Source organism: Parafrankia sp. Ea1.12 (assembly GCF_900465275.1).
Taxonomy (GTDB): Bacteria; Actinomycetota; Actinomycetes; order Frankiales; family Frankiaceae; genus Parafrankia; species Parafrankia soli.
In genome coordinates this window covers 1-4,410 of the sequence record NZ_UBIZ01000611.1, presented here as the reverse complement: position 1 = coordinate 4,410, position 4,410 = coordinate 1, and the positions used below count along the sequence as shown (strand labels likewise).

Sequence of the window (4,410 nt, the reverse complement as noted above, 5' to 3'; positions counted from 1 at the left end):
GCCACGCACGCGGAGCAACATCAGTCCGAGAGCGTTGCGTGTCAGGGCGTAGAGCAGCGACCACACCATGACCATCCAGCCTGCCCGAGGCGGGCCCTGTCCGGCGGGTAAACGCGCAGGTCACCGCCCGAATCGGGGTTCTGGAGCCCCACAGGGTCACCGCCAAGTCCCGGGACTTGGCGGTGACCCGCTCAGGCGGTCGCGCGCCGCAGCACCAGCCACGCCGCGCCGCCGAGCGCCAGCGCGAACACCAGCGGATACGCGGTGAACAGCGTGAGCGAGGGCTGGCCACCGAGGAAGCTCCCGATCGAGGGCCACCAGTTCTGCGTCTTCGCCAGGGCACCCATCGCGACGAGCAGCACGACGCTGCCGAAAATGGTGAGGTAGATCCCGGTATGACGCCAGCGCTGGAACACCACCCCCGCCAGCACCCCGATCGCGGACACCGCGACCAGCGGTCCACTGTAGACAAGCCACAGCGCGAGCGGGTTGCCGTGGCCCAGCACGTCCAGCCCGAAGATCCGCGTCTCCCGTCCCCAGCCGCCGGTCAGCCGCTCGACGATGTCGAACGCCACCAGCCCGAGCCCGAGGAGCAGCGCCTGGCCGAGGACGACCAGTGCGGTGGCCGCGGCGAACGCCCGGCGGGTGACGCCGAGCCCCAGTGTGAAGGGGAACACCTGCGTCATCGTCTGCAGGTGCGCGGAGGCGATCGCGCCCAACAGCATCGGCAGCAGGTAGATCTCGTGTGCGCCGCGCGCGGTTTCGCCGTTCGAGACGTCGATGCCCCAGCCCAGCAGCGGCATCGCGGCCAGCGCGAGCAGCGGGTAGCCCAGCAGCGCGGGCCAGTGGACGAGCTGGATCCGGACGACGTCGAGCACGCGGGGCATCAGGACTCCTTCCCGGCGGCGACCGGCCGGCGGTTGCGTTGGGTGGTGCGGACGACGAGCTGCTGCAACGAGACCGGCTCGAAGTCCAGCCCGGGTTCGAGCCGGTTCCCGGCGCCGGCGAGGGTGACGCGCAGGGAGCCGCCGACCTGCTCCCGGTGCAGCTCGTCGTAGCCGGCGACGAAGCGCTCGACGGCGCCGGCGGGGCCGGTGACCGCGACGGTTTCGCCGCGCAGCGTCTCGGCCTCGGCGTCGATGAGCACTCGGCCCGCGTCCAGCAGCACGACGTGCTCGATCAGGTCGCTGACCTCGTCGATCAGGTGTGTGGAGAGCACGACCGTGCGCGGGTGCTCGGCGTAGTCGGCCAGCAGCCGGTCGTAGAACAGCTGCCGCGCGACGGCGTCGAGGCCGAGGTAGGGCTCGTCGAACAGGGTCAGCGGGGCCCGCGAAGCCAGCCCGATGATCACCCCGACCGCGGACAGCTGCCCGCGCGAGAGCTTGCGGAGCAGCCGGTCGACCGGTACCGCGAAGTCCGCCAGCAGTGCCGCGGCGAACGCCGGATCCCAGTGGGGGTAAAGCAGTTCGGCGGCCCGCAGCGCGTGCCTGACCCGGAACTTGTCCGGGTAGTGCTGGCTCTCCCTGATGAAACACACCCGCGAGAGCACGTCGGCGTTCTCGTACGGGTGCTGCCCGAAGACCTCCACCTCCCCGCCGGTCTCGAACGCCTGCCCGGTGAGGATCCGCATCACCGTTGTCTTCCCGGCCCCGTTGCGGCCCAGCAGACCGTGGATCGTGTTCTCGGCCAGCTCCAGGCTCACGCCGTCGAGCGCGGCGACGTCGCCGTAGCGCTTGGTCACCCCGGCCATCCGCACGACGTTCATCGTTCGGGCTCCCAGACGTCGATCAGCTTCTTGATCTCCTCGGCGTCCATGCCGAGTTTGCCCGCCTCCGCCATCAGCGGGGCGAGGAACTGCCGCGTGAAGTCCCCGCGCCGCCGCTCCAGCAGCTGCGCGCGGGCATCCGTGGCGACGAACATGCCGATGCCTCGTCTCTTGTAGAGGATCCCGTCGGCGACGAGCTGGTTGATGCCCTTGGCCGCGGTCGCCGGGTTGATCCGGTGGAAGGCCGCGAGCTCGTTGGTGGAGGGCACCTGCGTGTCCGCGGCCAGGCTCCCGTCGACGATCGAGTTCTCGATCTGCTCGGCGATCTGGAGGAACAGCGGCCGTCCGTCGTCCTTCACGCCGACCACCGCGCGCCGCGGTTCGTCGGTCCATTACTCATGTAACTAACCGTGGAGGCTCGGGCGGGCGTTGTCAAACCCGTCCGGACTGAAGGTGACCCGTTCCTGTTCACGCCTGGGCTCTTTGGGGCAGGCTGGCCTACAGGGTGTTCACCGCCGCCGCAGGGTCAGCCTGACCCGCCGGGACCGGGACGCGCACCTGCCGCCGGACCTGGCCGGACGGGACTTCACCGCACCGGCACCGGACCGGGTCTGGACCGCCGGCTACGCATGAGGCTGCTGAAGAGCCACCTAAGCGGCTGGCAGGTGAGGTGAGGCTTGCGGCAGGTGAGACATCCGACGGAAGCCTCGAGGAGATCTTGAAGCGCATCCCGCGGTGGGATGTCGACTGGGGCAACGTCGCGCTGTCGTCGATGCCGACAACGCGCGGCTGGGAGACGCTACCGATCTACCACCTATGCGCCGCCTATGCGCTCAGCAACCGCATGGTCGCGGCCATTCCGGACTGGTTGACGAGCGGTCGCTCGGCGGAAAGACCGCTGTCATCGGCGGGTGGTCGTGGCGGTGAAGAGTCGCGGCATGCGACGAAAGATGTTGGCTTCCCTCGCCGTCGGGTCGGCCCTCGCCGCCGGGCTGCTCCCGGCTGGTGCCGGACAGGCCGCTGGTCCCGGCAGCGGCCCCACCGGCCCCGGCTTCACCTTTGCACTGCTCGGCGACACGCCCTACGGGGACGACCAGCGGGCGGCCTTCCCGGCCCTCGTCGACACGATCGACACAGACCCGGACGTGCGCCTGGTGCTGCACGCCGGCGACGTCAAGAACGGCTCCTCGACCTGCGACGACGCCCGCTTCGCCGACCTGGCCGCGCTGTTCGGCACGTTCGACGACCCGTTCGTCCTGACGCCCGGGGACAACGAGTGGACCGACTGCCACCGCACCGCCGCGGGCGGCTACCTTCCGACCGAGCGGCTGGAGGCGGTGCGCGAGGTCTTCTTCCCGGACCCGGGCAAGACGCTCGGACAGCACCCGATGCCGGTGTTCACCCAGGCCCGTGACGCCGCCCACCCGGCCTACGTCGAGAACGTGCGCTTCACGGAGGGCCGGGTCGTCTTCGCGGCGGTGCACGTCGTCGGCAGCGAGAACGATCTGGAACCGTGGGCCCAGCTGCCCGGCGGCGACCAGCCCACCGTTCGGCTGGCCGAGTTCGAGGCCCGCAAGGCCGCCGCGCTGGACTGGATCGACGGAGCCTTCGAGACCGCCGACCGCACCCGGGCGGCGGGCGTGCTGCTCCTGATGCAGGCCGAACCGCTCGACACCCCCGGCTTCGCCGAGATCCGGCAGCGCATCGTCGACCAGACCCGCGCCTACGGTAAGCCGGTCCTCCTGGTGCACGGCGACGAGCACGTCTACGAGGTGGAGCCGGCGTACGCCGGCGTCGCCAACCTGACCCGGCTGGAGACCTTCGGGTCCACCGCCGCCACCTGGCTGCGGGTGACCGTCGACCCCACCGCTCCGGGCGTCTTCTCCTGGGAACCGAGAACGGTCCCCGCGAGCTGACCGGGCAGCGGGAACGGACGAGCTGGTGAAGAACGGACAACCGGATCCAGATCCATCAGCTGTCCACCCGCCGACACGATAGGCCGTGCAGCGCGGTCCCAGGCCCGTTGTCCAGTCCCAGCTGATTCTTGACGTTTCGGTTCCGGCTGATAGTTGACGGGAGGCTAGTCCTTGATCTGTTGGTGGGATTCGCTCTCGTGGCGGGGCCTGATCCGGTAGATCGTCGTGTATGACGCGGGTGCAACTGAGGGACGAGGAGTGGGAGTTCATCGGGCCCTACCTGCCGATCGGCAGGTAGGGCCCGTATCCCGAGCGGTTGCGGCTGCAGTTCGAGGGCGTGGTCTGGCGGTTCAGGACGGGCGGGCAGTGGCGGGAGATACCGAGGGAGTTCGGTGCCTGACTGACCGTCTACAACCGCTTCTGGCAGTGGAGGAATGCCGGCGTCCTCGAAGCCCTGCTGGAGGGCCTGATCGCCGAGGCCGCGAAGCGGGGTGAGGTGGACCTTGCGGGGCTCCAAAATTCGGGTTTCGGCCTGTGAGCTGGTCTTTTGCGGCCGAGGTGATCGTCTGCGGGGGTCGTCAGGCCGCGTTGCGGTACTCGTTGATCATGCCGCCGAGGATGCGGGTGCGCCGGACGGCGGACCCAGGGGCGGGGCGACTGCAGGGGGCAAGTCGGGTGGGTGCTGGCTGAGGAAGCGGTGGGGTCGGTGAGTGTTGAAGTGTGAGGTGC

General features: G+C 69.8%; 4 protein-coding genes and 2 pseudogenes. 3 read left to right on the top strand and 3 right to left on the bottom strand.

What is annotated here, in order from left to right:
• Positions 1-191: 191 nt before the first annotated feature.
• From FMEAI12_RS32970 to FMEAI12_RS32960, 3 genes are read right to left on the bottom strand one after another with little or no spacing between them, the layout of a single operon-like run.
• Positions 192-887 (bottom strand): hypothetical protein, encoded by a 696-nt coding sequence (locus FMEAI12_RS32970; protein ID WP_112109047.1) that lies wholly within the window; start codon positions 885-887, stop codon positions 192-194.
• Positions 887-1,765 (bottom strand): ATP-binding cassette domain-containing protein, encoded by an 879-nt coding sequence (locus FMEAI12_RS32965; RefSeq protein WP_112109046.1) that lies wholly within the window; start codon positions 1,763-1,765, stop codon positions 887-889. The genes FMEAI12_RS32970 and FMEAI12_RS32965 overlap by 1 nt, the downstream gene beginning before the upstream one ends.
• The gene (locus tag FMEAI12_RS32960; RefSeq protein ID WP_368672133.1) at positions 1,762-2,133 is read right to left on the bottom strand and encodes a GntR family transcriptional regulator; all 372 of its coding nucleotides are present in this window, start codon (positions 2,131-2,133) and stop codon (positions 1,762-1,764) included. Before FMEAI12_RS32960 ends, FMEAI12_RS32965 begins: the two co-directional genes overlap by 4 nt.
• A 335-nt stretch (positions 2,134-2,468) precedes the next feature.
• Here FMEAI12_RS32960 and FMEAI12_RS38955 point away from each other — a divergent pair.
• From FMEAI12_RS38955 to FMEAI12_RS38950, 3 genes and pseudogenes are all read left to right on the top strand, one after another.
• Positions 2,469-2,570, top strand: a pseudogene (locus FMEAI12_RS38955) (cytochrome P450); the annotation flags it as partial.
• A gap of 133 nt (positions 2,571-2,703) precedes the next feature.
• Positions 2,704-3,681: a metallophosphoesterase gene (locus FMEAI12_RS32950; RefSeq protein WP_112109048.1), complete on the top strand. Its 978-nt coding sequence runs from the start codon at positions 2,704-2,706 to the stop codon at positions 3,679-3,681.
• Between the two features lie 229 nt (positions 3,682-3,910).
• A pseudogene (locus FMEAI12_RS38950) lies at positions 3,911-4,186 on the top strand (transposase); the annotation flags it as partial.
• Positions 4,187-4,410 lie beyond the last annotated feature (224 nt).

Coding starts and splice junctions, on each gene's coding strand:
- FMEAI12_RS32970 (WP_112109047.1), bottom strand. CDS start 887: ATGCCCCGCGTGCTCGACGTCGTCCGGATCCAGCTCGTCCACTGGCCC.
- FMEAI12_RS32965 (WP_112109046.1), bottom strand. CDS start 1,765: ATGAACGTCGTGCGGATGGCCGGGGTGACCAAGCGCTACGGCGACGTC.
- FMEAI12_RS32950 (WP_112109048.1), top strand. CDS start 2,704: ATGCGACGAAAGATGTTGGCTTCCCTCGCCGTCGGGTCGGCCCTCGCC.